This window comes from Arthrobacter sp. 01N444, assembly GCF_056399305.1.
Genome location: NZ_JBFTRB010000012.1, coordinates 80851 through 104060, shown reverse-complemented (window position 1 = coordinate 104060; position 23210 = coordinate 80851). Strand labels below are relative to the sequence as shown.

General features: G+C 66.8%; 20 protein-coding genes and 1 riboswitch. Of the genes, 8 read left to right on the top strand and 12 right to left on the bottom strand.

Annotated features, from left to right (window positions below):
• Positions 1–738 precede the first annotated feature (738 nt).
• The 4 genes from AC1DKN_RS14435 (at position 739) to AC1DKN_RS14420 (ending at position 6710) form a co-directional block, all read left to right on the top strand.
• Positions 739–4041, top strand: coding sequence for a choice-of-anchor D domain-containing protein (locus tag AC1DKN_RS14435; RefSeq protein ID WP_476871655.1), 3303 nt, complete (start codon positions 739–741; stop codon positions 4039–4041).
• A 230-nt stretch (positions 4042–4271) separates the two neighbouring features.
• Positions 4272–4700, top strand: coding sequence for a nuclear transport factor 2 family protein (locus AC1DKN_RS14430; protein ID WP_476871654.1), 429 nt, complete (start codon positions 4272–4274; stop codon positions 4698–4700).
• Between the two features lie 186 nt (positions 4701–4886).
• Positions 4887–5858 (top strand): dienelactone hydrolase family protein, encoded by a 972-nt coding sequence (locus tag AC1DKN_RS14425; protein ID WP_476871653.1) that lies wholly within the window; start codon positions 4887–4889, stop codon positions 5856–5858.
• Between the two features lie 54 nt (positions 5859–5912).
• Entirely contained in the window at positions 5913–6710 is a 798-nt protein-coding gene (locus AC1DKN_RS14420; RefSeq protein WP_476871652.1) for a glycoside hydrolase family 16 protein, read from the top strand.
• 9 nt (positions 6711–6719) lie between these two features.
• On the opposite strand, the gene AC1DKN_RS14415 is transcribed toward AC1DKN_RS14420, so the two are convergent.
• Complete coding sequence (locus AC1DKN_RS14415; protein WP_476858371.1) at positions 6720–7058, bottom strand: hypothetical protein; 339 nt, start codon at positions 7056–7058, stop codon at positions 6720–6722.
• A gap of 304 nt (positions 7059–7362) precedes the next feature.
• Between AC1DKN_RS14415 and AC1DKN_RS14410 the strand changes: the two genes are divergently transcribed.
• A complete protein-coding gene (locus AC1DKN_RS14410) occupies positions 7363–8016 on the top strand; it encodes an aspartate/glutamate racemase family protein (RefSeq protein ID WP_230010018.1) in 654 nt (217 codons plus the stop codon).
• Between the two features lie 91 nt (positions 8017–8107).
• Here AC1DKN_RS14410 and AC1DKN_RS14405 read toward each other — a convergent pair whose 3' ends face one another.
• The 3 genes from AC1DKN_RS14405 to AC1DKN_RS14395 all read right to left on the bottom strand — a co-directional run bounded on the left by AC1DKN_RS14405 (position 8108) and on the right by AC1DKN_RS14395 (position 11243).
• On the bottom strand, positions 8108–9226 hold the full coding sequence (locus AC1DKN_RS14405) for a glycoside hydrolase family 16 protein (RefSeq protein ID WP_476871651.1): 1119 nt from the start codon (positions 9224–9226) through the stop codon (positions 8108–8110).
• 268 nt (positions 9227–9494) lie between these two features.
• Positions 9495–10292, bottom strand: coding sequence for an esterase/lipase family protein (locus AC1DKN_RS14400; protein WP_476871674.1), 798 nt, complete (start codon positions 10290–10292; stop codon positions 9495–9497).
• A 345-nt stretch (positions 10293–10637) separates the two neighbouring features.
• Positions 10638–11243: a hypothetical protein gene (locus AC1DKN_RS14395; RefSeq protein ID WP_476871650.1), complete on the bottom strand. Its 606-nt coding sequence runs from the start codon at positions 11241–11243 to the stop codon at positions 10638–10640.
• A gap of 125 nt (positions 11244–11368) precedes the next feature.
• Here AC1DKN_RS14395 and AC1DKN_RS14390 point away from each other — a divergent pair, with 125 nt between their 5' ends.
• Positions 11369–12073: a DNA alkylation repair protein gene (locus AC1DKN_RS14390; RefSeq protein WP_476871649.1), complete on the top strand. Its 705-nt coding sequence runs from the start codon at positions 11369–11371 to the stop codon at positions 12071–12073.
• Between the two features lie 58 nt (positions 12074–12131).
• Here AC1DKN_RS14390 and AC1DKN_RS14385 read toward each other — a convergent pair whose 3' ends face one another.
• Both AC1DKN_RS14385 and AC1DKN_RS14380 read right to left on the bottom strand, forming a co-directional pair.
• Entirely contained in the window at positions 12132–13337 is a 1206-nt protein-coding gene (locus AC1DKN_RS14385) for a cation:proton antiporter (protein WP_476850048.1), read from the bottom strand.
• Positions 13334–13582 (bottom strand): hypothetical protein, encoded by a 249-nt coding sequence (locus tag AC1DKN_RS14380; protein ID WP_223916806.1) that lies wholly within the window; start codon positions 13580–13582, stop codon positions 13334–13336. Before AC1DKN_RS14380 ends, AC1DKN_RS14385 begins: the two co-directional genes overlap by 4 nt.
• A 201-nt stretch (positions 13583–13783) precedes the next feature.
• A riboswitch (cyclic di-AMP (ydaO/yuaA leader) is annotated at positions 13784–13986 on the top strand.
• A gap of 7 nt (positions 13987–13993) precedes the next feature.
• On the opposite strand from AC1DKN_RS14380, the gene AC1DKN_RS14375 reads away from it, so the two are divergent.
• Entirely contained in the window at positions 13994–14692 is a 699-nt protein-coding gene (locus tag AC1DKN_RS14375; protein ID WP_476871648.1) for a hypothetical protein, read from the top strand.
• A gap of 145 nt (positions 14693–14837) precedes the next feature.
• On the opposite strand, the gene AC1DKN_RS14370 is transcribed toward AC1DKN_RS14375, so the two are convergent.
• The 5 genes from AC1DKN_RS14370 to AC1DKN_RS14350 all read right to left on the bottom strand — a co-directional run bounded on the left by AC1DKN_RS14370 (position 14838) and on the right by AC1DKN_RS14350 (position 18784).
• Positions 14838–15845 (bottom strand): sensor histidine kinase, encoded by a 1008-nt coding sequence (locus AC1DKN_RS14370; RefSeq protein WP_476871647.1) that lies wholly within the window; start codon positions 15843–15845, stop codon positions 14838–14840.
• Entirely contained in the window at positions 15838–16515 is a 678-nt protein-coding gene (locus AC1DKN_RS14365) for a response regulator transcription factor (RefSeq protein WP_243177304.1), read from the bottom strand. Before AC1DKN_RS14365 ends, AC1DKN_RS14370 begins: the two co-directional genes overlap by 8 nt.
• 5 nt (positions 16516–16520) lie before the next feature.
• Positions 16521–17264 carry a DedA family protein gene (locus AC1DKN_RS14360; RefSeq protein WP_476871673.1) on the bottom strand — a complete coding sequence of 248 codons (744 nt, stop codon included), beginning with the start codon at positions 17262–17264 and terminating at the stop codon, positions 16521–16523.
• A 2-nt stretch (positions 17265–17266) separates the two neighbouring features.
• Positions 17267–18076: a phosphatase PAP2 family protein gene (locus AC1DKN_RS14355; RefSeq protein WP_476871646.1), complete on the bottom strand. Its 810-nt coding sequence runs from the start codon at positions 18074–18076 to the stop codon at positions 17267–17269.
• A gap of 150 nt (positions 18077–18226) precedes the next feature.
• Entirely contained in the window at positions 18227–18784 is a 558-nt protein-coding gene (locus AC1DKN_RS14350; RefSeq protein WP_476871645.1) for a dihydrofolate reductase family protein, read from the bottom strand.
• A gap of 150 nt (positions 18785–18934) precedes the next feature.
• Here AC1DKN_RS14350 and AC1DKN_RS14345 point away from each other — a divergent pair, with 150 nt between their 5' ends.
• Positions 18935–20041 (top strand): serine hydrolase, encoded by a 1107-nt coding sequence (locus AC1DKN_RS14345; protein WP_476871644.1) that lies wholly within the window; start codon positions 18935–18937, stop codon positions 20039–20041.
• 27 nt (positions 20042–20068) lie between these two features.
• On the opposite strand, the gene AC1DKN_RS14340 is transcribed toward AC1DKN_RS14345, so the two are convergent.
• Positions 20069–23209, bottom strand: coding sequence for an efflux RND transporter permease subunit (locus AC1DKN_RS14340; RefSeq protein WP_476871643.1), 3141 nt, complete (start codon positions 23207–23209; stop codon positions 20069–20071).
• Between the last annotated feature and the right edge of the window lies 1 nt (position 23210).

The following is a 23210-nucleotide window of genomic DNA, read 5'->3' as shown; positions in this document are numbered from 1 at the left end:
GGCACGACGCCGGGTTGCGTGGGTCCTTGGTGTCCCCGCCGTCGGCTTCTTGTTGTTGGCCCCAGCAGGACCGCTGGGTCCCGCAATCCTGCACGCATTGATGAACCGATAGGGGAGACCGTCGAGCGAATGGCGCTCGCCGCCGTCGTGAATCAGCCCTCGGGCCCGCGACGCTGAGACATTCCCACGCCCGCTTCGCCCCCGTTGGGGACCGCCCGGATTTTCGGGGAAGCAAATAAACAACCGCGTTCGCCCAAGTAGCGGCCAAGTAGCGCCCGAAATAAAACGCGAATTGCCCCGGAAAAGTCGAGTGGCAACCACCCGCGCGCTCTTCAAAACCCGCTTCTAGGCTCCAGAGTACTGGGTTTATAAAGTCAATGTAGTGGTCAGAAACGGGTCTCAGCCATGTTTGATCAAACAGAATTTCGGGTGTCGTCCGGCCATTTTAATGGCCTTCTTCGCGGTGGACTTAAGGGTTGGGCACCGCATCTCCGGAAGCACCGGGCAGCCACGATCCACGCAACTCCGCACCGACAACGGCCGTGGTCCCGAGGCGCCTGGGCATCTCTGCTGTCGGCAGCGCTCGCACTCGCAGCGCTTTCCGTCGGCCATACCGCCGTCGCGGACGTGGGGACCATCGCCCACGATTCACTGCGGACCGGCTGGGACAAAAACGAACCCGGACTCTCGCCGTCGGCGGTCGCATCATCAAACTTCGGCAAACTATTCTCTGCAACCGTGGACGGGCAGGTTTACGCCCAGCCGCTCGTAGTAGGCAGTACCGTGATTGCAGCGACGGAAAACAATGCCGTTTACGGGCTGGACAGCGCCACGGGGGCGGCGAAGTGGACCCGAAAACTTGGGCCGGCGTGGCCGGCGTCGACCGTTCGCTGCGGCGATCTCACGCCCAACATCGGAATTACTTCGACGCCTGTCTACGACGCGGTGACGAAGAGCGTCTTCCTGCTGGCGAAGACGAATGACGGGGCCAACAATCAGTTTCCACACTGGTACATGCACTCCCTGGATGTTGCGACCGGCGCGGAGAAACCCGGATTCCCCGTCACAATCCAAGGCGCCCCGACAAATGACCCCACCCGCCCGTTCAACCCGATGACGGCGATGCAGCGCCCAGGGCTGCTGCTCTTGAACGGGGTCGTGTATGCAGGGTTTGCCAGCCATTGCGACTACACCCCCTTCGTAGGTTATGTCGTCGGCGTATCGACCGCCGGGCGACAGACGACGATGTGGGCCACCGAATCAGGCAACGCCAATGCGGAGGGCGGGATCTGGCAATCTGGCGGTGGACTGGTGTCCGACGGTCCCGGTCAAATCCTGCTCACCACGGGAAACGGGATTTCCCCGAAGCCCGGCCCGGGATCGAAGCCCCCCACCACCCTGGCGGAGGCGGTGGTCCGGCTCCGAGTCGGCAGTGACGGCAATCTGAAGGCCACCGACTTCTTCAGCCCGGCCGACAACGCGAAACTGAACCGGAACGACGCCGATCTGGGCTCCGGCGCTCCCGTCGCGATCCCGGACGGCTATGGCACGGCTGCACACCCGCACCTGTTGGCCCAAATCGGTAAAGACGGCACCATGTACCTGCTGGACCGGGACAACTTGGGCGGCATGGCGCAGGGGCCGGGCGGAACTGACGCCGTCCTGGACAAAGCCGGACCGTACAGCGGAGTTTGGGGCCGGCCCGCGTTTCTTGGGACGCCCAGCGGCGGATATCTCTACATCGTCGAAAGCAACGGGTACCTGAGGGCCTTCAAGCTCGTGCCGGGCGCCAGCGGTGGGATTAGCCTGGCAGCCGTCGGAACGTCCGCTGGTACGTTCGGGTTCAGCTCCGGCGCCCCGTCGGTGACATCCACCGGCACGGACGGGTCCTCCGCCCTTGTCTGGGTGGTCTATGTCAGCGCAGGTACCGGGGCCGATGCGGAACTGCGCGCATACCGGGCAATCCCGGACAACACTGGAAACCTCAGGGAAGTGTTTAGCGCCCCGCTGGGTATAGGGGCCAAGTTCTCCTCGGTGGCCACTGACAAGGGCCGCGTCTACGTGGGCACGCGGGACGGGCACGTCTTGGGCTTCGGCGCCCCGACGACATCAGCGGTAGGGGCAAAGAACACCGATCTCGGCACCGCCAAGGTGGCCACGTCCGTGACCGGAAGCGTGACGATCACCGCGTCGCGGGCGGTAACGGTCAGCTCCATCACGACGCGCGCCCCGTTCAAGATCGGAACCGGGCTCACGATGCCCCGGAAGTTGGTCAAGGGTGCGAGCCTGACCGTACCCGTGACGTTTTCGCCGACTGTTCCGGGCCAGGCGGACGGCACCTTGACGGTCAAAACTGCCGACGGCGAAACCGACCTCCTCGGCGTCCACGGCATCGGCACGAAGGAGGGCCTGGGCGCGACTCCGGCCACGGTGCAGTTCACCGACGTCCCGACAAAGACGGTCAGCCGGCAGACGGTCAACATCGTCAACACCGGCACCACAGTCGCCAAGATCACCGGCGTCGCGTTGCCGGTCAGCGCACAGCTCAAGGTCGACCCGGCCACGGTGCCGGTGGTCGGCAAGACCATCCAGCCGCTCGCGTCGATTGCGGTGTCCTTGACGTTCAGTCCCACATCGGCGAGTCCGGTGACCGATACCCTCGTCGTCACCAGCGACCGCGGGAAGGTGACCGTCAACGTGGCCGCGACTGCCGTCTCCGGCGCGGCGCACCTGGAGATGCCGCGCGCCTTGGACTTCGGTGACGTCCCCGTCGGGACGTCGGTGACCAGGGCCTTCGAGATAAAGAACACCGGCAACGTCCCGATGACCATCACGAAGGCCAAAGCGCCGCAGGGCGTCTTCTCCACCACCAATCCCATTTCCGAGGGCTTGAAAATTCCCGCCGGTGAAACCGCATACCAGACCGTGACCTTCGCGCCCGCGGCCGTCGGGCAAGCAGGGACGAGCGAGACCTTTTACCTGATCACGGCGGACGACGGCCAAGCTGCGAAGAAGGTCATGCTCACAGGGAACGGTACCGACGACCCCATCGCTGCCTATGCCTGGAAGATCAATGCGGGCCGCCCCGGGTCGAGCCTTGGCCGGTCGCTGACCGCGGAGTACGCCGTGGGCGTAGGCAAGTGCCAGGACTACGTCGGAGGGGTGATCTGTTGGTCACCCAAGACCGGGGCGCATTCGGTCCGCGGCGAGATCAGCCGCCGCTACAAGGCAGCCGGCGGTGCCGCCGGCATCCTGGGCTTCCCGACTTCCGACGGGCAAGCTTCGCCGGACGGCGTTGGTGCGTACAGCCACTTCTCCGGTTCGGACGGGTCCTCGATCTACTTTTCTCCGACGACCGGAGCGCACTTTGTCCTTGGGTCGATCCGATCGAAATGGATGGCACTGGGCGCGGAGACAGGGCCGTTGGGCTATCCGATCACTGACGAGAAGCACGCCCCGGACGGAGTGGGACGGTACAACCACTTCTCCGGTGCGGGTGGGGCCTCGATCTACTGGACACCGAAAACCAAGGCCCACTCGGTGACAGGGCCGGTCCGTGCTAAGTGGGCGTCGCTGGGCTGGGAGTCGGGCCTGGGCTATCCGACCTCCGACACTACGGCGTCCGCGGACAAGGTAGGGCGGTTCAACCACTTCTCAGGTGCGGGTGGAAACTCGATCTTCTGGTCGCCGGCGACGGGGGCGCACTTTGTCCTTGGGTCGATCCGATCGAAATGGGCGGCACTTGGCTGGGAGACCGGGCCACTGCGGTATCCCATAACGGACGAGAAGGGCACCCCGGACAAGGTGGGCCGGTACAACCACTTCTCCGGTTCGGGTGGGGCATCGATCTTCTGGACGCCGGCTACCCGGGCGTACTCGGTGACAGGTGCGATCCGGAATAGGTGGGCCTCGCTCGGCTGGGAGACTAGCCGGTTGGGTTATCCCACGAGCGACTCGTATACGGTATCCGTCGGCCGGGCAACGGATTTCCAGCGCGGGCGGCTGACGTGGAACGCGACGGCCAGGAAGGTCACCGGCTAGCGGTGCCCGCGTCAGTTCAGGAATTCCCGGACCGATTGGCGCCTGGACCTCACCGGTCTGGGCCCGATCGGTCTGGACCTGTGCGGCCAGACCTAATCGGTCTGGAACCGGGCGACGGCGGAGGCGTAGATTGACGATGCGGGCTGGCCGGATCCCGGCCCTAGTGGGGACCGTTAATGGGCCTGTGCATGAAACAGAGCACGAGCTCCGCCACACCGAGGAGTGATCACATGAGCCAATCTATCCAACGCCTGCTTGCTGCGTTCAATGACCACGACCTTGAGGCAGCGGCCGCGTTGTTCCATGAGTCGTACAAAAGCGTGCAGCCGGTCCACCCGGGCAGGGCATTTGTGGGACGGGCGCAGATGCACGCGAACTGGGCAGCGATGTTCGCTGGCGTTCCCGATTTTCACGCAGAAGTGCTCCGCTCCGTGGACGACGGTAATACCACGTGGAGCGAATGGACCTGGGCCGGCACCCGGACTGATGGGCGGCCCTTCGACATGCGCGGGGTGACGATTTTCGAGATCGAGGACGGCCTCATTACGAGCGGAAGACTCTACATGCAAGAGATTGAACGAGGGGATGAGGGCATCGCAGAGGCAGTCGAGACGCTGTCGGGGCGCCGGCCTGCCCGGCCCTCGGAACCCGAGGACTGAAATGGCTGGCCTCAGGCGGCTGGGAGAAGGCTGCGCGCGCGTTTGACCGTTGTGGCCTGGTGCCGGGGCTGCGTCGAGGGGTCGTCGTCGTTGTTGGGAAGTGGCGCCGTCGGGCCGGCCTGTGCAGGACCCTTGCCGGACATCTGACTTCGGAGGAGGATGATCGGCACACTGAGGAGGCCCGCCATGACCCAGCTTGGCAAGTTTGAGAAGTACCTGATTGAGGAATTCTTCGACGACTACCGCTCGGGCGCCATGAGCCAGCATACGTTCACGCGCCGGGTGGCGTTCATCACCGGCAGCATGGCGGCGGCCTCGGCAGCGATGCTCCTGGTGGGCTGCACGCCCGAGGAGGTTCCCCGCAGTACCGATCCCATGCCGACGCCGACGTCGTCCGCGCAGGGGTCCGGCACAGCGTCCGCGGGCGCGGTGCCGGGGGCCAAAAGCCCGTTATCGGTCCCGGAGGGCGCGGCCGGACTGACGACGGCGACCGTGCAATTCGCATCGGGCGGCACCGACATCAGTGGCTATCTCGCACGGCCCGACCACGGGGCCGCCGGACCGGCCGTGCTGGTCTGCCACGAGAACCGCGGGCTGACACCGCATATCCAGGATGTGGCGCGCCGCTTCGCCAAAGCCGGATACGCGGCTCTGGCCCTGGACCTGCTGCGCAGGGAAGGCGGTACCGCTGGCATGGACCCGGATGCTGTCCCGGGAGCACTGACCCAGGCCGGGGCGCAGCGTCACGTTTCAGACTTCACGGCCGGCTTTGACTACCTGAACGCCCAGGACTTCGTTGATCACGGGCGGATCGCCATGAACGGCTTCTGCTTCGGTGGCGGCATCACGTGGCAGTCGGCGACGGCGATCCCGGGCCTGTTGGCGACGTCGGCGTTCTACGGACCCGCGCCTGACCTGGACAAGGTCCCGGCCATCAAGGCGGCCGTCTTCGGCGTCTACGCCGAACTGGACCAGCGGATCACCGGCGCCATGCCGGCGCTCCGGGATGCCCTGGCCAAAACCGGTGTCCGGAACGAGCTCAAGATCTATCCCGGCGTGGACCACGCCTTCCACAATGACACCGGGCCGCGCTACAACCAGGAGCAGGCCACGGCCGCATGGAACGACACGCTCGCCTGGTTTGGCAAGTATGTGTGAAGGCAAGTTTGTCTGAAGCATGGCCCGGACATGTCCCGACCGGATGGAGACGCGATGTTCGCAAACCGCAGGACCGCGGCGTTGAGCGCTGCAGGCGCCTTGGCCCTTGCCGGGTGTGGTGCCGCACCAGTGTCCAGGGAACGGGCGCCGGCGATAGACCGTGCGGCCGCCGTGACGGCCGGGACGCAAGCCGCCGTCTCCGACGGGACGCAGGCCGCCGTCGTCCGCGGCTGGGGCCCAGTGGTGGCGGGGGACGAATTCAGTTACGCCGGGCCGCCTGACCCCGCGAAATGGAAGGTCTTCAAGGGGCCGGGGCACGCGGGCAAGGGGATCCGGAGTCCGGATGCGCTGGTTGTAGGCGGCGGGGTCTTGACTGTCAGCGGCGACGCCGCGGGCACCACCGGCGGCATGTCCGCCAGGTTTGCCCAACAGCGGTACGGCCGCTGGGAGGCCAGGATGAAAATTGGCCAGCGGGATCTGCAATATCACCCCGTCCTGATCCTGTGGCCGAACAACAACATCTCGTCCACGTGCGCCGAGATCGACTACGCCGAAGGGAGCGCTGACACCGCCCAAATCAAGTTCTTCCTGCACTACGCCTGCGGTGGCCCGAACTTCCAGACCACCGCGGCCAAGACGATCGACACCACACAGTGGCACAACTATGCGCTCGAGTGGACCACCGCCGGGATCGAGGGATACGTCGACGGGTCCTTGTGGTTTGTGGACACGAACCCGGCGCATCAGCCCACGGTAGGCATGCACCAGACGGTGCAACTGGACTGGTTTCCCAACGGGACGCCCACCAAACCCAGCCAGATGCAGGTCGACTGGATCCGCGTTTACAAGTAAGCGTTGCGCTTACTCGCCCGAGGCAAATTCCGGCCGGAACGGGCCGGCAGCCTCCGACGTCCCTTCTCGGTGCCCGCCCAAAGCCTTCAACGCCGCAAGGTGCTCCAGCAGGGCCCGTTCCGGATGTCCGGGATGCGCAGCCAGCTGCTGGCGCAGCAGCTCCCGTGCGCGGGCTTGTTCCGGGGCACTGTCGTCGAGGACGGCGTCAATGATTCTGGCGGCCTGATGTCGGATTCCGGCGGCAGATGCGGCATGTTCCGCACCGGATACCAGGTTCTCGGGATCCTGTTCTTCGAGGCGTCCTGGAGTGGACGACGGCTCCACCGACATGGCTGTTCCTTTGGTCATCGTTCCGGCTGAGTCCGGAACCGGCCTGCCGCCTTCCCCCAATCCCGGGTACTGTACCCGGGTCCTAAGACGGGCCACCGTGACAAACCTACAACGACGCCGGGCCGCCAACCCCACACGGGAGCGAAGTTTTCGCCAAGTTTCATGCACAAGGAACGGTGACGCTGCCCGCGGAATGCTAACGGCCGCCGGCGCCACGGGGCGTATCCGCTGCAGCGCTTGTGTTGGTCATCTGCCCGAAAAGACGCGGAAATACTCGCCGGGTAGCCTCGCACCAACGAACCCGTTCGAAAGGTAGTACGCCATGCGTGTTGGACTAATCCGGGTGATGACGACGTCGGACCGACGCCTGCTCCACGCCCACGGGAAACTCCTCCAGGAAGCATTCGGATTTACCGTCACATCCCGCTGTATTCCGGACCAGCCGTCCGGCGTCTACGACCAGGCGTCGCTCGAATCTGCGGCCCCCAAGGTCGTCCGCCTGGCGAGGGACATGGCGGGGGACGCTGACGCCCTGATTATCAGCTGCGCCTCCGACCCCGGGCTGGCCGCCACCCGGGCAGCCGTGGATATCCCGGTCATCGGAGCGGGCTCCGCAGCCGCGGCCGCGGCTCTGACCTTCGGCGGCCGGATTGGAGTTTTGGGTCTCGGCGCACACGTACCGGGCCCGATCTCGGATGCACTGGGCGAACGCATGCTGCTCATTGACGGGCAGGGAAGGATCGAAACACCCGACGCCTTCCTCATGCCTGCCGGGATTTTCGACGCCCTCGCCGCGGCCCACATGCTGGTTGACGCCGGCGCCGACATGATCGTCCAGGCCAGCACGGGCCTGAGCAGCATCGGCATGGCGGACGTGCTCCGCCGCCGGCTCGGGGTTCCGGTGATCGACGCCGTGACGGCAGCCGGTTCGATGCTGGTCTCAGCGGTAGCCGCCCGGGAACTTCAAGGGGTTTGAGTCCTGCCGCCTGTAGCGGCGCGTCCTCGGCCAACACCAAGGCAGCCCCGCGCCGCAGTACGGCGCGGGGCTGCCTGGCGATTTGCCGGTCCTACTTGTAGACGCGGACCCAGTCGACCTGCATCTGTGAAGGCTTGGTGGCCGACCCGTCGGGGAACCAGTCCAGCTGCAGTGTCTGGTGCATGCCCACGGAGGGCAGGTGCGCGGGGTTCGTGTCGGAGAAGGTCTTGACGCCGTCGATGTAACCGGTGATGCCGGCCGGGGTCCACTCCACTGCGTAGTTGTGCCACTGGGTGGTGTCGATCGTCTTGGCCGCCGTGGTCTGGAAGTTCGAGCCGCCGCAGGCATAGTGCAGGAAGAACTTGATCTGTGCGGTGTTGGTGCTGCCCTCGGCGTAGTCGATCTCGGCGCAGTTGGGGGAGGTGTTGTTGTTGGGCCACAGGATCAGCACGGGGTGGTACTCCGGGTCCCGGGCGCTGGTCCGCATGCGCGTCTCCCACTTGCCGTATTTCTGCTGGGCAAATTTAGCCGACATGCCGCCCGTGGTGCCGGCCGAGTCGCCGCTGACTGTGGCCACGCCATTGGCAACCGACCAGGCCTGCGGGCTCCTGACACCCTTGCCGGCATGTCCGGATCCCTTGAAGACGCTCCACTTGGTGGAGTCGGGGGCGCCGGTCTTGGAGAACTCGTCACCCGCGACAACCGAACCCCAGCCCCGTGCCGTGGCGGCCTGGGAACCGTCGCCGGTCGCGGCGACGGCAGCCTGGGCAGCGACGGGCGCCGTTACCGCCGTCGGCGCCGGAGCGGCTGCCGCTTGGGCGCCAGCCGCAGGCGCGACCGGCGCGGCGGCCCGTGCAGGTGCCGCATCGGTTCCGGGAGCCGCAGGTGCACCGGTGGTGCCGGTGGCAGGCTTGGGGGCCGAGGGGACCGCCGGGTTCGGCGCTGCGGCCACCGAGGCTGGGGCCTTCGCGGCAGGATGCGCGGCCTGGGTTGCCGCCGGGGACGTGGAGCCCGCAGCAGAATGCGCGGCCCCGGTGGCCGGTGAAACGGCTGCGGCGCCCGTCGTGGGACCGGCGCTGCAGCCGGTCAGGGACAGTGCGCCCAGGCTCAGCACAATCGCTACTTTGTTGAGCTGTGGTGCCGTGGAGCGTGCCTTCGGCCGTGCATCTTTGAACGTTGATTTATTGAACAGCGGTGTTTTCTTGAACAACGGACCCCTCCGGGCTTTCGTGGCTGGCACGCACAACCGACGCTGCCTGGGCGGCGGATAATGCGGGAAGTTTCATCCGGCCCCTGCCGCAAGGCATGGGCGAGCAGACGCCGAACGGCGCAACGGGGCCCTGCAAAGGGGCGGTCCGGGGCCCTGCATTCGGGCCGGGCCTCACGGCCAGCCGCCAACGTTACCGGACCGTTACCTCAGCCCGCAAACCTCCCGGATCCGGGACGTTCCGCATGCCGCCTCCGCCCGGGGTGCCGCGCTACACGCAGCTGGGCTGATACGCCGGGTTGCCCGGGCGGCCGGCCGGCTGACCAAGAGCGTCGGACACGAGACGCTGGGTGACGGGGTCGTTGGGCGCCTGGTCATGGTCAATCACATCTGCCGGGCACTTGTCCTGGATGGTGACATTGGTGACCTGCTGGGCCGGGCCGGCGAGGAACTGGCTGGGGTAGGGCGTCACCACCTCGTCGTGCGTCGTGGAGATCACCGTGTAGGCCGGACCAGGAACCGTGTCGCCAATGGAGTTGAGCTCGGTGAGGAATGGTGAACCTGCCTGCTGGTCGGCGCAGGCCTGGCAATTCGACCCTCCCACTGAGGTGGCCGGCGGAACGGCGTCCGGTGTCGGCGTGATGAGCCCGCGGGTTCCGTGGTTGGACGGGGCGATGCCCACCAGGTGGTTCACCTTGTCCGCGCCTCCAAGGAAACCGAGGTAGTAGCGCGGCATCATGCCGCCCTGGCTGTGGCCCACGAGATCAATTTTCCTGGCACCGGTCGAGGCCAGTACCTTGTCGACAAACGGGGCGAGCTGACGGGCTGAGTCTGCCACCGGGCCCGTGGCGTCGACGCCGTTGGTCGCACCGTAGTTCAGCGCGAAGACGCAGTAGCCCTGGCTCTTTAGCGCCGGCGACATCGTCGCCCAGTTCTTCGCCATGTTTTCGAAGGTTCCCGGCACCAGGACCACCGGGTAGGGGTGGGCTGCCGAGGGCTTGCAGGACCAGTCATTCGCGCCGGGCGGCGAAACGTCAACGGTGTCGGCCTGGGCCGCCGGCACACCCATCAGGGATGCGCCGAGCAGCGCCAAGGTCGCAGCTGCCAGGGTTGCGAGTGCTGCGGGCGTTTTCGGGTATGGCACGGATTACCTCTTCGGTTGGACGCGTCATCTGTGACGGTCTGTGGAAATGGAAGTGAGGTAGGGGATCAGCCCCCGCTGTGATCCGACTCACGTCTCTCAATTCACGCTAGGGTAAGGTGCTCCGCGGATCGCTCCAACATGCACGTTTGTGCATGCATTTTTCGACGCCGCTGGTGCCAGGTGGGGTTGCGTGGGGAGACTGCTGCACAGTTGTGCAGGTAGGGGCATGCCGCCCGCCGTCGCCCCCGGTCACCTCACTCTCCGGTCACCTCACTCTCCGGGCGGAAAATCATAGGAGGCCTGGATCGTCGCCGGCGCTGTGCCGTAGGACAGGACGATCTCGTCGTGCGCCTTGAACGGGAGGTCCCGGATCCCGGCGTCGAACTTCCGGCCGTTCACGTAAACGGTCCAGCCATCCAGCGAACCCCCACCGGTGCCGGGGGCGCCGTTGCCACCGAGGACGCCCCACTCCGTCAGGAGCTGCCCGAGGGTGAAGACCTGGCCGGCGGTGGGGGACTCGATGTGGACCACGCCCGTGGTGTCGTGGGTGTGCAGTGCTGAGATGCCGTTGGCCCTGTGGTCAGCTCCGGTGGTGATGCCGATATTGGCCGGCACCGCGATGGGCTTGCCGTCCTTCAGCACGTCCAGATGTGCGTGATAGTGGTCCACGTTGCCCTCCGCCGTCAGCACCGTGAGGCCGGCCTGGGCGATCCGGCCGGGCGCCCCCGTGATGTCTAATGCGAAATCAGGGCCCGGCGCCGCGGATGCCGCAGGTGACTCAGGCGACGGTGCGGTAGATGGCGCAGGGGCAGCGCACCCTGCCACCCCCAGCGTCATGGCGGAAAGTGCGATGGCGAGTGTCAGCTTGGTGTGCATGGTTGCGTAAACCGCTTTCGATCGGAGGCTTGCCAGTTCAGTCTAGGCAGATGGTCCGGGCCCACCGCCCAGGACAGCTTGGCACCGCGTTTCCGCCGCGAGCCGCGAGGGGAAAGAATGGACAGGTGAGTGATGCCGGCGAATTCATCGACCTCTCGCTGCAGCGCGAAGCTTCCTGGCGCCGCGCTGAGCAGCTTCAGGCGCGGCTGGAAACGGAGCCGGCGGGCAGCGGCCTCCGGTTCTACGGCACGTCCGTGGGCGCAGTGCGCGGCACGGTCCGGGATGCCGGCCGCCGCTATCCCGGGCTGTCCCGCGATGACGTCACTGCGCTGAGTTCCGAACTGTGGGGCTCCGGGCTCGGAGGCTCCGGCCGGGGGGGCGCGCCGGTTTTCGAGCGCCGGCTGGCCGCCGTGGTCCTGCTGCAGGCCAACGTGAAGCTGCTGACCAACTCCGACCTCACCCGGCTGGAGGGCTTCATCCGGCAGGCGCGGGTGCGGGACCTTGTGGATCCGCTCGCCGTCGACGTCGTCGGGCCCCTGGTGGACGGACTCGATGTTCTGGCCAGGGTGCGGGCCGACAGCGTGCTGGACCGGTGGGTGCGCGAGCCCGATGCCTGGCTGCGCCGGGCCGCGCTTCTCTCGCCGTTGCTGGCGCTGCGCGCGGGCGCGGGGGACTGGGACAGGTTCCTCCGGCACGCCAACGCGGTGCTCGGCGAGCCGGGCGGGACGTTCGACGCCGACGGCACAGCTGTCCGGGATGCAGTCTCCCGGGTCCTGGCAGAGATGGCAAAGTGGAGGCCGGAGCTGCAATTCACGTCAATTGGAGAATGACCCTCCGAAATTTCGCCGCCGGCTCGGCTTTGGCCCAGGCATTTAGACATTCGGACTGTCAGGCCTTCGGACCCCCCGGATCGCCCTGCCCAACGGCGCTGCCGGAATTTCCGGACTTGCCGCCGGCATTTGCCGGGACCGCGAAAGTCCTCGCCGCCCGTGACCCGGCGACGGCGCCCGCGGCTATGGTGACCAGCGCTCCCACCAGCAGGGCCGCGGCCTCGCCCGGGAGCAGGACCTGAAGCTGCGTGCCGATGCTCGCCGCAGCCACCGGTACGCCAAGCTGGGCCGCCGACAACACCCCGAGCGACAGCGGGAGTCCCAGGAAAGCCAGGTCGGCGTGGGCCAGCAGGGCCCCGGCCCCCAGCAACAGGCCGAGGGCCATCATGTCCGGGTGCCCGGCCAGGTCCCTTAGAGTCAGCGATGCACCCAGCCACACGAAGAAGAGCGGACCCAGGAAGCCGTCGCTGAGCGCGAACAGTTGCCGGGCCAGCCGCCGCGGTTCGCCGACCGCAGCCATCACCAGGCCGAAAGAAAAGCCTGCCATCATCACAGACACATTGCTCCACGTGGCGACACCGGCCAGGGTGAAGAGCACGGCCAGCTGGATCCGTAGCTCCAGGGCAAACTTGCGGCTTTCCGAGAGCCGGTGCACGCGCCGACGGATTCCCTGGCGCTCCAGCCAGCGCAAGCCGACAAAGAGCACTACCGCGCACCCGGTCACCGCGAGGACACCCAGCGCCGCCTGGACTGCGTGGGGCGGATCCACCAGGAGCGGCAACGCCACAATGCAGGCTGTGTCGGCTATTGCCACCTGCGCTGTCATAGCGACGACATCTGGCCCGCCGAGGCGCAGGGAATCGACGATTGGAAGCACCAGGGCGGCCGACGAGGAGGCCAGCAGCACGACGTAGAGGGGAGCATGTCCAGTCCCGAACAGCAGTCCGATGCCGGTTCCGATCACCACCGCTGCCGCTGCGGCCACCATCGCCCGGCGGGAGCCTTTGCCGAGGGCGCCACGGATGTGCGGATCCCGCACGGGAACGTGGGTGCCTGCCACGAACATCATCAGCGCAAACCCGATATTGGCCAGCAGGGTGAACGTGGGGTCCGCGGGGTCCACCAGGGCCAGGCCTGAGCGCCCGATCGCGATGCCGGCCAGCAGCTCACCCAGCATGACAGGCAAGTGCCAGCGCGCCGGCAGGGCCAGCAGGGGGCCAGCCAAGGCGATGACGGCGATCAGCGCCAGCGACAGGAAGGTCACGGTTCGCGGCGGCCGGCCGGCGCCGGGCCTGACCGCCGTTCCACCACCGCATAGGCCTTGCCGTCCAGGAAAGCCCAGTCGTTGACAACCATGTACCCGAGCGCGTCTACCCGGTCATTAAGGATGTGCTCGTCGAAACCCCCGTCGCGTGGTTCCGCGTCCCATGTGCTCACGTGGACGTCCCCGCCGTCGAGGATCAGCAGCTCGGTGTTGACGTCGAAATCCTCTTGGGGCTGAGTGCTCAACTGGCAGATGGCGACACAATGGCTGTTCATTTTCGGGCCTCCGCTTCCGGTGGTGCTGATGGCATCATCCTATGTTCGGAAACGGCGCCGCCCTATGGGCAAATTGCGGCCTGGCATCATGGCGCCGTTACCTGAATGTGACTTTCGGGTGCGGTTCGCGCTACGGTTGATGAGTGCCTGTTGTCTCCGATACGGGCGCTCCCCAGCCGATTGCCTAACTCTGCCGCGGCCCGGGGGTAACTCGCATCAACGTCCGGCAGAGACGGGGAAACCACTTTTGATCTGCTGATATGCAGGTCTTGGGGTGAAGCCGCACAGTGCCCGCAACGACGGGCCCGGGAGTGCGGCCGGGTGCCTCCCATCCGAATCCGACAGCTCACCTCGCAGGCATTGGGAGAGGCTACATTTTTCATGACTTCAGTCAATACTTTTGCGCGCCATGCCGCCGTCCTCGCCGCCGCATCCGGCCTGGTCCTGACCAGCGGAATGGCCGCCAACGCCGCCACCGCCCCCGTGCAGCGTGACTCTGCTCCGGCGTCGACCGTCGACGTCACCGGACAGGTCAGTGCCCCCGTCAGCGCCGATTCAAGCGTCAAGATCAGCTTCGAGCGCCCCGCAGTGGATTCTGTTGCCGCGCCCGTCATCGAACAGCCCGTCGCGCCGGCTCCGGCTCCCGCTGCAGCCCCGGCGGCAGCGCCCAAGGCTCCGGCCAAGCCGGTCATCCAGGTGCAGGCCGCTCCGGCAGCAGCTCCGGCAGCGGCTCCGGCTGCAGCGCCGGCCGCGGCGCCCGCGGGCGGACGCAACGCCATCATGCTCTCGGCCGCCTACAGCCAGGTGGGCATCACCCAGGACTGCACCGCCATGGTGGAAAAGGCCCTTGGCGCCGCGGGTAAGCCCGTTGGCGACATCGGTCCCCGCGCGTTCCTTGGCCTTGGAACCGTTGTGGCGACGCCGCAGCCCGGTGACATGGTGGTCCAGTCCGGCCACGTCGGCATCTACGCCGGCAACGGCCAGGTGGTCAGTGGCGGCATGAACGGCAAGAACCAGACCATGGTCCACCCGCTGTCCTGGCTCACCGCGACCGGCGGCGTGACGTTCGTCCGCGCCTAAGCCGCACGGCCCCGACCCGGGGCCAGACAGTCCGGAAAGACCGGCGATCGAGTTCCCTTGGGGGCAACTCGACCGCCGGTCTTTCCTGTCTCCGCATTCGGGAGTCCGGGATCCCGATGGCATATCTTTCCCCGGCGGATGGACCTCAGGGATTCCCGCTGCCCATGAGCGGAAGCGTCAACTTCATGACGGTTCCCTCGTCGCCCGTCGCGGCCACTTCGACGGTGCCCCCGGCCGCGACAGCAATCTCCCGGACCAGGGCCAGGCCGATGCCAAAGCTCCGCTGTCCCTGTGAGGTGCCGGTGCCGGCCGTCCGCACGAACCGGTCAAAGATCCGGGCCTGATCGACGCCGGTGATTCCGGTCCCGGAGTCCGCCACCGTGATCACGGCGCGCTTCTGCTCGATTGAGGTCGTGATGGACACGCGGCCGCCCGGAGGCGTGTGGGCCAGCGCGTTGTCCGCCAGGGCCAGCACGGCACGCCGCAGCGCATTCTTCTCGATCCGGGCCAGCGGCCGGGCATCGGCAAAGAATTCCAGACGCACCTGGCGCTGCTCTGCCACCTGCTGGAGGCTGCCGGCGACGCTGGCGGCAGCGTCGGCGAGGTCGGCAGGGGGCGCGGAACGGTCCGGGGCCTCCGCGGTTGCCGCGAGGAGCAGTTCGTTGACAATCCCTGTCAGCGTCGCGGCGTCCTCCCGGATCCGGGCCAGGTCGTGGCTTTGCCTGGAGCCGGGCACCGTGTTGCGCTGGGCCAGCTGGATCCTGGTGTCCAGGATGGTCAATGGCGTGCGCAATTCGTGGCTGGCGTCCTGGACAAAACGCCGCTCCCTTGCCAGGGCATCACTGAGGGGACGAATCGCGCTGCGCGCACTGAGCCACCCGACGATTCCGGCCAGCAGGATTCCCGCCACCCCGGCGATGATCATGGCTTCGAGGACGTCCTTGGAATCCAGGTAGGTGTAGGCCGTCCCGGCCGCCGCCGTGCCCGGCACTTCAGGATGGGCCAGTTGGTTCGTGAGGTACAGCGCCGTGGCGGCGAGCAGCCCGAGAACCATGACCGCGCACGCAGCACTGATCCGCACCGCGACCTTGAGGGAAGCCTTGCGCAGGATGGAGTGGTCCGGATTTCCGCCGGCCGGCCGGCCGTCACTCATGGGCTTCGCCGATCTGGTATCCGAGGCCGTGCACCGTGCGGATCACTGCTTTGGAGATCTTTCGGCGCAGGTGATGAACATAGGTATCGATCACGCCGGGCTGTTCCGAGGCGTGGAAGCACGCCGCGAGGAGCTCATCCCGGGTGAAGACGCGGTCCGGTTCCGCGGCCAGGGCAGCCAGCAGCTGGCCTTCCTTTGCGGTCAGTGACACCGTTTGCCCGTAGACGGAACGGACGGAGCGCTGCGTTGGATCCAGTTCCCAGTCCCCGATCGCCACCGGTGCCGGGGCCGGGGGAGTGAAAGTCCGCGTCAGTGCGCGCAGGCGTGCTGCCAGTTCGCCGGCGTCGAACGGCTTGGTCACGTAATCGTTGGCTCCGGCGTCCAGGCCCCTGACTTTTTCGTCGGCATCGCCCAGCGCGGTCAGGATCAGGATGGGCGTGGCAATGCCTTTCGAGCGCAAAGCCGTAATGAGGGCGATGCCGTCCATGGCGGGCAGCCCGCGGTCCACCACCATGACGTCCCAGCTCCCGGTCAGCCCCTGGTGGAGGCCGTCGCGGCCGTTGGTGACCAACTGGACCCGGTAGTCCGGGTCCAGGAGCTCGGCGATGAGCGGTCCCAGGACGGCGTCGTCCTCGACGAGCAGCAGGGACGGAAGGTCAGCGGAGGTCATGTCAGCTATTCTTCCGCGGCCATTTCCTCAGTCCGCAGTCCGGCCCCGGGTTCTTCTGCCGTGTCGCCGGCGGCTTTGTCTGCGGCTGCGGCTGCGGCACGGGAGTTCCGGCGGCGTTTGAGGAGCTGCACCACCCCCGGCACGACGGAGACGAGCACCATGGCCACGACGATGGCGTCGATGTTCCTGGCGATGATGTCAAAGTGCCCCAGCCAGGTGCCAAGCATCGTCACGGAGGCTGCCCACGCGACGGCGCCGGTGATATTCCACAGGGTGAAGGATTTGTAGTCATAGCGCGCGGTCCCGGCGGTCAGCGGAGCAAACGTCCGGACCATGGGGACGAAGCGGGCCAGCACGACGGCGGCCCCGCCGTGGCGGCGGAAGAAGTCCTCCGTGGTGGTCAGGTGCGCTGTCTTCAGGAGCCGGGCGTCGTCCTTGAACCATCGCCGGCCAAATTTCCGTCCGAGCATGTAACCGACCTGGTCCCCGGCGACCGCGGCCGCGGTGACGACGCCGATCAGCACAGGCAACGTCAGTTGCAGCTGCTGGTGCAGAAGTCCTGCTGTGAACAACAGGGAGTCGCCGGGCAGGAAGGGAAAGAGCACGCCCGACTCGATGAAGACCATCACCGCGATCACACCCAGGGCGGCCGGGCCCAACCCGGCGAGCAGGCTTGCCGGGTCCAGCAGGGACAGTGTTGCGGCGGCGTGGACGGCCGGAAGGGCGGCAAAAACGTCCATGGCGGGCATTCTCATTTCTCCTCACTGCCCAGCGGCCGGCTGCCCGAACGGGCACGAATCCGCTCCGCTATCCGCGGCGCGAGAAGGTTCCACAGTCCCGCGAGCAGGACAACGGCCGCGCTCGAGGCCAGGAACGACGCCGCGACATCAGTGGGGTAGTGAACGCCGATGTACAGCCGTGACCAGGCTACGACGAGGGCCATCACGGCCGCCGCGAGGGCCGTGACCTTGGCCCAGCGGGTTCCACGGGCCAGGAAGTACACTGCGAATCCCAGTGCCACCGCAAAGGACACGTGGCCGCTCGGGAAGCTGTTGGAACCCGTTTCCGGAGCCAGGGGATCGAACAGCAGGGCAGGGCTGGGCCGCTGGCGGGCCACGAGGAGCTTGAAGAATTCACTTGCCACCCAGCCGGATGATGCCACGAGGCCGAAGGCAATCGCCTTGGCCAGGCCGCCGCGGAAAAGCCAGATGTACAGCGCCGCGGCGCCGATCAGCGCGAGGCCCGCCACCGGGCCAAACACAACATTCAGCGCCATCGCGACGGCGGTCAGGGCGGCGGCGTGGTGCTGGCTCAGGTCCTGATCGACCCCGATCTCGGCGGCACTGAAGCCGGGTGTCAGCTGCGCCGCCAGGCCCAATGCCACGACGGCGGCCGACAGCAGGACGCCCAGCACTAACCAGTGGCGGACCTGGGGGAGGGCCCACAGCCGGGGACCCGCGGCGGGGCGCACGGCGTCGGGACGGCTTGGTGCTCCACTTCGGCTGAGTGCTCCGGCACCGCCCAGCGGCGCATCGCTCTTAACAGGGGCAGGTCCAGTCATGGGATCCTCCGGCTCGGGACAAGGGCGCCCGGACAGGCGACGACTCCCACTCTTCCGCCAGCCCGTTAAGAAACGCTTAAGAAAGTGACGCAGCGCCGGACGCAGCGCCGGCCGCAGCGGGGTGCCGCAGGCCCGGCTGCTCCGTGCCGGCTACGCGGCGTAGCGCAACAGCGCCACCCCGTTGCCGAAGGCGCGCGTCTCCAGCAGCCGGAGCTGGGCTTTGCTGTCCGCAGCCTTGAACAGGGGCCGGCCCTGTCCGATCAGGACCGGATGGACGTACAGCCAGTATTCGTCGATCAGCCCGAGCCGCCGGAAGGTGTCGGCCAGTTCTGCCCCGCCGAGGGCCAGGTCCCCGCCCGGCCGCTCTTTCAGGGCCAGCACTTCTTCCGGCACCACATCCCGGACCACAGTGGTGTTCCAGGCGGCAGTTGTCAGCGTCCGCGAGTACACGATCTTGGGCATGTCCCGCCAGATCCGGGCGAACTCGGCCATCACTGCGCCGGCGGCCGGGTCCTGGTCCGCGGTGGGCCAGAACTCTTCCATCAGCTCGTAAGTGACGCGGCCGTCAAGGAAGGCACCCATGGTGCTGAGCTGTTGGTTGAAATGGCGGTGCAGCTCGTCGTCGACCATGTGCCAGCTGATGTCGCGGTCCGGGCCCTCGAAGAATCCGTCGAGGGACACCTGCATGGCCAGGATGATTTTGCGCATCGCCGCTCCTTACGTTTTCACCAGCGTACGCCGCTGCTTCGGATGGCAGACCCACTTTTTCCCGGAGACGTGCCCTTGCGCGGGAAGCCGCTTGCGGGAAGAATGCTGGAAGTCTATGGCCCCACCGCGGTCAGTCACCTTCGGGGAAGTATGATGCCTTCGAACGATTCGAACAACAGCACGGGGCCGGTCCCGAAGCCTGAGGCGGCCCCGCGGCACTACCGCTCCGGCGGGCACCGGGCCAACGACGGTTCCCGGCCCGGTCTGCGGTCCCGCGCCCGGCGTGAGGGGAGGACCCGGCGACAGTATCTGACGGCGGCCGCCGTCGCACTGGCCCTCGTGGCTGCCGGCGTCTATGCAGGCGTCCAGGCGGCGCTACCCGTTGACCCGCCGGCCGCCGCAGCGACGCCGACGGCGCCGGTCACGGATGCCGGCCGGACCGTTCCGCCGGCATCTGACCTGCCCGCAACTGCTTCGCCAACAACTGCTTCGCCCGCGGCCGGCGCCGTCCCGGCGGCCGCCGGGAAGCCCGCTGAGATCCCCGCCGTGCCTGCCGTCGCGGTCCCGGCCATTGACCCGGAACTGGACAGCCAGATCAACGGGATCATCGCGGCCAACAGTGCCTATGCCCTGGGGGTGTCCTTGATCGATGTCTCCGACGGCGTGGTCCACGGCTACGGGATCCAGGACAAGTTTGTGGCCGCCAGCACGGCAAAAATTCTGGCCGCGTCGGCGTATTACCACCTCGTTGAGACCGGCCGCGCCTCGCTGACCGCCCCCATGGGCAACTCGACTGCCGGCACCCAGATCCGCCGGATGGTCCAGCAGAGCAACAACGATTCGTGGGCGCTGATCCTGCGGGCGGTCGGTGCGCGGGGCATCACGGATTACGCCGCCTCGATCGGGATCACCTACGACCGCACGGTCAACCTGCTGACTCCCGCAGAAATGGCCAGGACCCTCCAGTTGCTCTACACGGGACAGCTGCTCAATGCCCGCAACACCGCCCAGCTCCTGTCCTATATGCAGAACACCAACTTTGAGACACTGATCCCGCCGGCGGTTCCGCCCGGGGTAGGGGTTCACCACAAGTACGGGCTGCTGTTCGGAAACCTGCATGACGCGGCCGTCCTGGACAAGGACGGCCGGGCCTTCGTGTTCGTCGTGTACACCCGCGGCAGGAATTACTCCGATATGGGCCCCCGCACCCAGATCATTCAGCAGCTCACCCGGACCGTGACCGCCGCCCTGTTCTGATGGTTGAGGTTCTGACGCCTGCCGCTGTTAGACGGACACCGGCCCGGCGGCAGCGCGCTCCCTCTCCCTGGTCTTCTTGGACTTGGCGAACCGGAGATAGAGCGAGGGCACGATGAACAGATTGAGCAGGGTGGAGGTGACCAGGCCGCCCAGGATAACCACGGCCATGGGGTGTTCAATTTCATGGCCCGGGATGTTGCCCATGACAACCAGGGGTACCAGGGCAAGCCCGGTGGCCAGGGTGGTCATGAGGATGGGCGAGAGCCGCTCCGCCGCCCCGCGCATCACCAGGTCGCGGCCAAAGGTTTGGCCTTCATAGGTTTCCAGATGCTGGCAGTGGTTGATCAGCAGGATGCCGTTGCGCGCGGCGATCCCCATAACCGTGAGGAAGCCAACGAGGGACCCGAGGGACAGGACGCCGCCGGTCATGTAGGCGGCTATGACCCCGCCCACCAGGGCGACTGGCAGCGTCAGCAGCGACAGGACGGCCAGCCGCCAGCTGCGGAAGGACGCCTGCAGCAGCAGGAGGATCAGGACAAGGGCCGCCGCGGAGTAGATCATCAGGCGGTTCGTTGCCGCCTCGCGCTCGGTGTATTCGCCGAGAAGCTGCACGCTGTATCCTGCTGGCAGATCCAAGTTCTCCAGCCGCGACTTCAGCTCGCCGGCTACGGTTCCCAAGTCCGCTCCCTGGGCCAGGAAGGATCCCACCTCGACGCGGCGGGATCCGTTGGTGCGATCAATCTGGTTCGGCGTCGCCTGCAGGCTCACGTCGGCGACGTCGGCGAGGCGAACCCGCGCTCCGCTGGGCGTATCGATGGGCAGATCCTCGATGGCGGTGACGGACGAGCGGGTGGCCGGGGTGCTCCAGACCTGGACGTCGTAGGCCCGGCCGTCCCGGAAGACGTCGCCGACTTCCTCGCCTGCCACGAGTGTCGCGGCCGCACGCCGGACATCTCCCGGTTTGAGGCCATACTTCTGCGCCGCGGCCAGGTCAACCGTCACGGCGATCTGGGGGACTTCCACCTCGAGGGAGACGTGCGGGTTCTGGGTGCCCTGAATCGAGTCCATGATGGTCTTGACCCGTTGGGCCTGTTCCCGGAGCACGTTGAGGTCGTCTCCGTAGACCCGGACCAGGATGGGCTCGCTGGCGCCGGTGATGACCTCTTCAATCCGCTCCTTCAGATAGGTCTGGACGTCACGGTGCAGCCCCGGGTAACCCTTGACCACTTCCTCCACGGCGGCCACCGTCTCGTCGTAGTCGGCGTGGCGGTCGATGCTGATCCAGTGTTCGCCGGCATTGACACCGACGATTTCGTCCGCGGCGAATGCCTGCCCGATGTGCGTGCCGCAGTTCAGGACGCCGGGGACCTTGAGGAATTCCTCACAGCCGCGCTGGGAGATCCTGAACTCTTCCGCGGCAGAGGTTCCCGGTTCCGAGATCCAGTGCATCAGGAAGTCCCGTTCCTTGAACGTGGGGAACAGGGACGAGCCCATCAGGGGAGCGAGGAGCAAGCCCACGACGGCAAGCACGCCAAAGCCTGCGTAGCCGAACCGGGGCCGGTTCATGGCCTTGGACAGGGCGGCGTGGTAGCCGCGTTTGAGCACACGGACCAGCGGCGCATCGCGTTCTTTCAGTTTGGCGTTGCCCAGCAGAATCAGGGCAAGAGCCGGCGTCACTGTCAGCGCCACGAACATGGAGGCCAGGACAGCCAGGGTGTAGGAGATGGCCAACGGCCGGAAGAAGACGCCGGTCAGCCCGTCCAGGAAAAAGATCGGTACGGCGGCGACCACAATGATCAGGGTCGCGTAGACGATCGGGCTCCGCATCTCCAGGGAGGCTTTCAAAACCACCGATGCCGCAGATTCGTCACTGCCCTGGGCGCGTCGCTGCCGAAGCCGGCGCATGATGTTCTCGACGTCGATGATCGCATCATCGACCACGACGCCCACGGCTATGACCAGCCCCGCGAGGACCATCGTGTTGATCGCACTGGAGGTGAAATAGAGCACCAGTGCGGCGGTGAGCAGGGACAACGGAATTGCGACGATGCTGATCAGGGCCGTGCGCCACTGGAAGAGGAACGCCACGAGGATCATGACCACCAGCAGGCAGCCCAGCAGCAGCGCGATGCTGAGGTTGGAGATCGCCTCCTCAACGAAGCTGGCCGGGCGGAAGATCGTGGTGTCGAAGTTGATACCGCTCAGGCCCGGCTGCAGCTCGTGGAGGGCCTCCTCCACGCCTTTGGTCACGTCGAGTGTGTTGCCCCAGGGCAGCTTCTCGACGATCAGCATGAGCCCGTGCCCGTTGTTGATCACGGCGTCACCAATGAGCGGCTGATGGTCCTCGACAACCTGGGCAACGTCGCCCAGGTGCAGCGCCACGCCGTCCTTTTCCCGAATGGTCACCTGGGCCAGATCGGCGGGGGTCTGGATCGGCTGGACGTGACGGACCCCCATCCTTTGGGTGGGACTGTCAATGAAGCCCCCGGTGCCGATGAAGCGTCCGGGCGAGTATTTCAGCAGCCCGGCGTCGAGGGCGCCGGCGGTGACTTCCATGACCTGGTTGAGGGAGACGTTCTGGGCCTTGAGCTTGTCAGGTTCCACCTGGACCTGCAGCATCTGGAGCCGCTCGCCCCAGATGGCCACGTTGGCCACCCCGGGGACCCGCAGCAGCCGGGCCCGGATGGTCCAGTAGGACAGCATGGACATTTCGATGAGCGAATGTTCCGACGACGTCATCCCGATCTTCATCACGCGGCTGGTCGCGGACAGCGGCTGCAGCATCACCGGCGGGGCGGCCCACGTCGGCAGCGCCGCAGTCACCGAAGCCATCCGTTCCGAGACGAGCTGACGGGCGTTGAGCAGGTCAGTGCCCTGATGGAAGAGCAGCACGATCGAGGACAGCTGGGGTACGGACTTGGACCGAATCTCGTCCAGGCCCGGCATGCCGCTCACGGCGGCCTCGATCGGCACGCTGACGAGTTCTTCGACTTCCTGGGCGGTCAACCCGAGGCACGCGGTCTGGATTTCCACGCGTGGCGGGGCAAACTCCGGGAAGACGTCCACGGACGCGGAACCCAACTGCAGGGAACCGAGCAGCATCACGGCACACGCGAGGGCGACAACAACCGTCTTGAAACGGAGGCTGATCCCGATGAGCCAGCGCATG

Excerpts from the sequence above, each read along its gene's own strand:
- AC1DKN_RS14340 (WP_476871643.1), bottom strand. The coding sequence starts at position 23,209 with ATGCGCTGGCTCATCGGGATCAGCCTCCGTTTCAAGACGGTTGTTGTC.
- AC1DKN_RS14365 (WP_243177304.1), bottom strand. The coding sequence starts at position 16,515 with ATGACCTCCGCTGACCTTCCGTCCCTGCTGCTCGTCGAGGACGACGCC.
- AC1DKN_RS14400 (WP_476871674.1), bottom strand. The coding sequence starts at position 10,292 with ATGGGTGTGCCGGCGGCCCAGGCCGACACCGTTGACGTTTCGCCGCCC.
- AC1DKN_RS14415 (WP_476858371.1), bottom strand. The coding sequence starts at position 7,058 with ATGACCAAAGGAACAGCCATGTCGGTGGAGCCGTCGTCCACTCCAGGA.
- AC1DKN_RS14410 (WP_230010018.1), top strand. The coding sequence starts at position 7,363 with ATGCGTGTTGGACTAATCCGGGTGATGACGACGTCGGACCGACGCCTG.
- AC1DKN_RS14360 (WP_476871673.1), bottom strand. The coding sequence starts at position 17,264 with ATGCCCGCCATGGACGTTTTTGCCGCCCTTCCGGCCGTCCACGCCGCC.
- AC1DKN_RS14375 (WP_476871648.1), top strand. The coding sequence starts at position 13,994 with ATGACTTCAGTCAATACTTTTGCGCGCCATGCCGCCGTCCTCGCCGCC.
- AC1DKN_RS14395 (WP_476871650.1), bottom strand. The coding sequence starts at position 11,243 with ATGCACACCAAGCTGACACTCGCCATCGCACTTTCCGCCATGACGCTG.
- AC1DKN_RS14355 (WP_476871646.1), bottom strand. The coding sequence starts at position 18,076 with ATGACTGGACCTGCCCCTGTTAAGAGCGATGCGCCGCTGGGCGGTGCC.
- AC1DKN_RS14425 (WP_476871653.1), top strand. The coding sequence starts at position 4,887 with ATGACCCAGCTTGGCAAGTTTGAGAAGTACCTGATTGAGGAATTCTTC.
- AC1DKN_RS14370 (WP_476871647.1), bottom strand. The coding sequence starts at position 15,845 with ATGAGTGACGGCCGGCCGGCCGGCGGAAATCCGGACCACTCCATCCTG.
- AC1DKN_RS14350 (WP_476871645.1), bottom strand. The coding sequence starts at position 18,784 with ATGCGCAAAATCATCCTGGCCATGCAGGTGTCCCTCGACGGATTCTTC.
- AC1DKN_RS14345 (WP_476871644.1), top strand. The coding sequence starts at position 18,935 with ATGATGCCTTCGAACGATTCGAACAACAGCACGGGGCCGGTCCCGAAG.
- AC1DKN_RS14430 (WP_476871654.1), top strand. The coding sequence starts at position 4,272 with ATGAGCCAATCTATCCAACGCCTGCTTGCTGCGTTCAATGACCACGAC.
- AC1DKN_RS14420 (WP_476871652.1), top strand. The coding sequence starts at position 5,913 with ATGTTCGCAAACCGCAGGACCGCGGCGTTGAGCGCTGCAGGCGCCTTG.